This is a genomic window from Shewanella sp. SG44-6 (assembly GCF_014164185.1).
Classification (GTDB): domain Bacteria; phylum Pseudomonadota; class Gammaproteobacteria; order Enterobacterales; family Shewanellaceae; genus Shewanella; species Shewanella vesiculosa.
In genome coordinates this window covers 1-5,312 of sequence record NZ_JACJER010000203.1, presented here as the reverse complement: position 1 = coordinate 5,312, position 5,312 = coordinate 1, and the positions used below count along the sequence as shown (strand labels likewise).

The window sequence follows — 5,312 nt, the reverse complement described above, 5'->3', positions numbered from 1 at the left end:
CATAGAATGTTATCCATCATATATCTTGATTAATTAACCGTTATAGCATAACTTAATCTAAGAGACAAATAAGACAAGCGAGAAATTAAGGACATTATGAGCTCATTAGAAACATCAATGCCTATGCCTGAGGAGTTATTAAGTCACTCTAACCAAATTGATTCAGTGAAAGAACAGCCCAAGCGCATTTTAATTATTGACGATGAAATTGAAATTAGAAATGCGATCCGCCGCGTATTGATACCCAGCGGCTATGAATTTTCATTTGCATCTGATGGATTTCAGGCTGGGGTTAAAGTGCTTAGCGATAAACCTGACCTTGTTACACTCGATTTATCTATGCCTGGATTAGACGGTTTTGAAGTTCTGCAGTTTATCCGCCAACAACCAGAGCTAAACCATTTAAAAATTTTAGTGGTGTCAGGGTTATCTGAAATTGAATTGCAAAAAGCATTAGATCTAGGCGCAGATGCCGTATTACCAAAACCATTCGATAATGAGCAATTGCGTTCAGCGGTAGATAAATTTTTTAATTAACTGGTAGAAATATGACGAATAAGCTGTTGATTGTTGATGATGAAGAGGCCATTTTACGGGCATTAAAACGATTGTTTGCTCGTGCAGGCTATCGGGTATTTACTGCAACCAGTGGTTATGACGCGCTCAACATCATGGCTCAAGAACATTGTCAGGTGATTATTTCTGATTTTAGAATGCCAGTAATGAACGGCTCGCAATTATTGGCGGCCATAAAAGCGCAATATCCTACAAGTCTGTGCATGATCCTCAGTGGTTTTACTGATTTTAGTTCAGTATTAGCGTTACTTAATTCTGGTACTGTGTTTCGTTTTTTACAAAAACCCTGGGATGAAACGCTTCTTTATTCCGAGGTTGAAGCCGCTTTTATTGCTTACAACAAACACTTTGACGAAAATGAAGTCAATCAATTAATGGCCAATAGCGCAGAAGCCCTGATTGAACTTTATCCTAACGGCCAGATCGGCAGAGTTAATGGTGTTGCCAAGCAAATATTTAATCTAGATTCCAGCAGTATTTTAATCGCCGATGTGTTTCCATTTTGCTCCTATGAATGTCTGTTAACGCTATTTAGTAGCAATATTGATAACGTGGTGCTAAAGGCAACCACTGGCAAAAATGTCGAATTCGTGTTGAAGAAAACGACAGATAAATCGCGCTTTTTTGAACTACAATTTATGAATAAAAATGATGGTGCATTGCCATATAGAAAACAATTAGCCTCATTTTTAGATCAAAACGAAATCGTTAATTTAGCTGATTCACTGCTCGAGACCGTCAAGCCATTTGCGATGGTGGCCATCCACCTTAAAAATTACAGTTATTGGACTGAGATAATTGGCCCGGTGGCGACTGAAAAGTTATTTGATGATATTGCGTTAACCTTATTTACTCAGTCTAAAATATCTTCCTCAGCGTTAGCTTTTTTGACTAATGAGCATTTTGTGTTGCTCATGGATAATTTTACCAACGAGCATGATTTACACAAACAACTCACTGATTTTATCGCCCCCTTTAGTCATACTAGTTATTCAGACAAATCAGTCAGAGTTGAACTGGTCGTCACGTATTGTATCGCCAGAGAAGATGGTGATAATGCCGCCCAATTACTTAGCAATGCGTTAATCTCTAATCGTTTACACAGAACGGGTCATTCGCATTTCTTTATGCGCTATGATGCGGCAATTATTGAGCAAAAACGCAAGCAACTGTTTATCAGCAAAGCCTTATTCCACGCGGTCGACAATCAACAACTCTATTTGCATTTTCAGCCTAAGTTTGATTTAAATCAGCGCAAAATTACCAGCTGTGAAGTGTTGCTTCGCTGGGAACATCCACAATTAGGCAATATTTCCCCTGTGGTGTTTATTCCGATAGCGGAGCGAGAAGGGCAAATTATAGAGCTAGGTTATTGGGTCATTCATGCTGCGTGCATGGCAATATCAAATTGGACCCAAAAAGGTATCAAACTCGATAAAGTCGCAATAAATATATCGGGGAAACAGCTATCCCATGCCGATTTTATTCCCAGAGTGGAAGCATTATTAGCAGGATTTGATATTGATATGTCGACTCTGGAATTTGAACTTACCGAGTCATGGTTAGTTGATAATATTGAAGAAAGTGCAGAAAAATTAACTCGATTAAAAAATGCCGGTATCAGTATTGCCATTGATGATTTTGGTACTGGTTACTCATCCTTATCTTATCTTTCAAAACTGCCTATTGATGTGTTAAAAATTGATCGGTCGCTAATTATTGATATCTCAGACAATTTAAATACTCAAAGCATGGTCGGTAATATTACCCGAATGGCCCACGACTTAGGCATGAAAGTTGTTGTGGAGGGGGTAGAGCACATTGAGCAAATGTTGATCCTTGAAAAACTTAACTGTGATGTCATTCAAGGCTACTTTATTGCTCGGCCTCAAGATGAAGACAGTTTTACTCGGTTGATTGCCAATGCCGACGCATCAATTGCTGCGGTAATGGGGGGAATATGAAAAAATTATCTGTGCTGTTCATCGATGATGATATGTTTATGCTTAAAGCACTGCAACGCACCGCTCGACGAGCTCAGCCAAACTGGGACTTTTATATTTGTGAAGATGCCCTAAGTTGGCAAGATGCATTGCCTCATGGGGTGTTGCCCGATGCAATATTTTGCGATTACCTTATGCCTGAAAAAAATGGCGATGAGCTTCTTGAAGAAATAGCTGCGATTATTCCCTCATCAGTAAGAGTATTACTCACTGGCGATACCGCCGAAGATGTGGTCTCAAAAGTTAGTGAAGTGTCGCATTTTGTACTAAAAAAACCCTTTGCAGCAGCTGATTTAGAAGATGTGTTCTTTTGTTTGGAACGCCTCGATTCGCTTAATTTTAGTTTAGAAATGCGTAACAAATTAGGTCGAATTGGCTATTTTTTTCCGTTACCCGAAATAGCTGCACAGTTAAGAACATTATTTGCCATTGATGAAGTTGATATTGGACAAACTGCAGACCTTATTAAGCAAGAAGCGTTTATTGCGGCAAAAATTATTCAAATCGCCAATTCGGCTTTTATAGGCTACCACAGTAAAACCGTTTCGTTAGAAGAGGCCATCAAAAGATTAGGTCTTAAAATGACAGAAACCATTGTAATATCTATGCTTGTCAATAATTGTATTGCGCCAAAATTACCCATAGAAATTCACAAAAAGGTTAATGAGTGGGCTTTTAATTATTCAAAACTTAGTCGCCAGTTAAGCCAGTCATTGGGCTTTAAAGCCGTTCAACTTGATAATGTGTTTATTGCTTCGTTACTCAGTGGCATTGGTCGTTTAGTGTTTATTGCTGAAGCAAATGAATTTATTAATATCGATGCCGATGATAATAAAATGATACTCGATGAAGCAACCTCGTTAACTGTGTATATATTGACGCTATGGGGCTACCCGCTGGAATTATGTCAAATCATTTTAATGCAAGACAAGCCTGACTTTGCCGCAAAAGGCTTAACAGACCAAAAGTTGGGGCTCATTATGTATGTAGTGAAAGTATTTTTGTCTGGTCAACTTGATGAATTTGCAAAAAGCAATCTAAAAACCTTGATAGAAGATGTCGATATTATTGATTGGATAGATAATTGTTAATAGTAAAATATAATCAAGGATGATTACATTAATCTCACTCTTCGCTGGCTAATTTGTATCATAATTGTTGTGCTGTTATTTATTAATACTTAACGATCCCACGTCTAGATAACATAGCCTAATTGTCTTTAGCTAAAGCCACTGATACCTCGCATTTACATAACCAGCTTTCGGATGCTCAGAAGCACGTTACACCGACAAAAGTGATGACCTAAGCGCGTAAAATTTGGCTCATTATTCTCATAATATTTGACGTTAGTGGCCCATGGCCATGCCTGTGTAGTGATTAAGCTGCTCGACATAGTGGATAATATTATCTGTTTACTATGTTGCGCAGGATATGTCAGTCGGCTTTTGGTTGCAGCTGTTTGTTTACCCATTATGGATTTCGATTAAGGTGTGATTCTTGTATTTGTTGCTGCAATAATCATTTTGTTTCTGAGCCATTTATTCGCTGGCTCTTTGTCGACATTAATATGCCAGTATAAATGCACCCCAATATCGGGTAATTCAACTGGCATAGGGTAAATGGCGATATCAAGCATTTGACCGTACATGGCAGCGGCCGTTTTCGGTAATGTCAGTAACATGTCGTTATTTAAGATCACTCTACACGCCGATAACGCATGCTGACACCGTAGGGATATTTTACGATGTAAACCGATACGTGACAGTTCAAAATCTTCCAAACTAGGCCCGGTTGAGCGAGATGACACCAATACATGCTCTAGGCGCAAATAAGTCTCTAAATCGAGTACGTTGTTAATAGCAGGGTGATTTTTACGCGCAATAACAACCAGTTGATCTAACTCTAATTGCGTATGCATAATATTATTGCTGACAGGGATTAAGGTATCAATGGCCAAATCGATGTCGCCACTGGCCAGTTTGTTTTCAAGTTCTGTGCGTCTTACTCGCTTATTACTGCTTAAATTGATTGCTGGCGACTCTAACGACAAGCTTTGTTGCAAGATAGGTAAATAGTAAGGTTCTAAAGAACCGTGTAAGGATAATGAAAAGCTTTTGCGTGAGGTTAATGGCTCAAACTGTCTAGATTGCACTAAACATACTTGTAATTGGTGCAAGGCTTCGCGCACATCATCTATTACATTCTTTGCCACCGGAGTCGGGCGCATTTCATTACCTTGCCTGATAAATAAAGCATCATCAAAATGAGTGCGTAATTTACCCAGCGAGTGACTCACAGCCGGCTGGGATAGATTCAATACCGATGCCGCTTTAGTGATATTACCTTCGCAATAGATTGCATCAAACACCACAAACAAATTCAAATCAATTTTCATATTTACTCCAGTGATCCCTTACTGTGCATTAACACCACCTAAGATGGGCATACTATTTAAATTATAAATAGTAGGGTATTAGAACTATTCATTTGTTCAATTTAGATGTTGGCATTAGCATAGTCAAGTAGATTCGATATAGCGTAAAACGCATGCAAAATGACCGTTATGACAATCAAATAAACGATGTGATACAGCAGATTAAACGGCTGAAATTACATTTAAGTTAGCAACGATTCATTGTTTACCTATTGAGTCATCATTCTTTTACTCAGTCAGAGACACGACATGGCAGCAATTTATTTGATTCGACACGGGCAAGCCTCATTTGGCAGCAC

General features: G+C 38.6%; 4 protein-coding genes. 3 read left to right on the top strand and 1 reads right to left on the bottom strand.

Going from position 1 to position 5,312, the window contains the following annotated elements; translation table 11 throughout:
• Positions 1-96 precede the first annotated feature (96 nt).
• From H5185_RS21125 to H5185_RS21115, 3 genes are read left to right on the top strand one after another with little or no spacing between them, the layout of a single operon-like run.
• Positions 97-537 carry a PleD family two-component system response regulator gene (locus H5185_RS21125; protein ID WP_182743090.1) on the top strand — a complete coding sequence of 147 codons (441 nt, stop codon included), beginning with the start codon at positions 97-99 and terminating at the stop codon, positions 535-537.
• A gap of 11 nt (positions 538-548) precedes the next feature.
• Positions 549-2,540 (top strand): EAL domain-containing protein, encoded by a 1,992-nt coding sequence (locus tag H5185_RS21120; protein WP_182743088.1) that lies wholly within the window; start codon positions 549-551, stop codon positions 2,538-2,540.
• A complete protein-coding gene (locus tag H5185_RS21115; RefSeq protein WP_182743087.1) occupies positions 2,537-3,670 on the top strand; it encodes an HDOD domain-containing protein in 1,134 nt (377 codons plus the stop codon). The genes H5185_RS21120 and H5185_RS21115 overlap by 4 nt, the downstream gene beginning before the upstream one ends.
• A 392-nt stretch (positions 3,671-4,062) precedes the next feature.
• Here the strand turns inward: H5185_RS21115 and H5185_RS21110 are convergent, their stop codons facing one another.
• Positions 4,063-4,974: a LysR family transcriptional regulator gene (locus H5185_RS21110; protein WP_182743086.1), complete on the bottom strand. Its 912-nt coding sequence runs from the start codon at positions 4,972-4,974 to the stop codon at positions 4,063-4,065.
• Between the last annotated feature and the right edge of the window lie 338 nt (positions 4,975-5,312).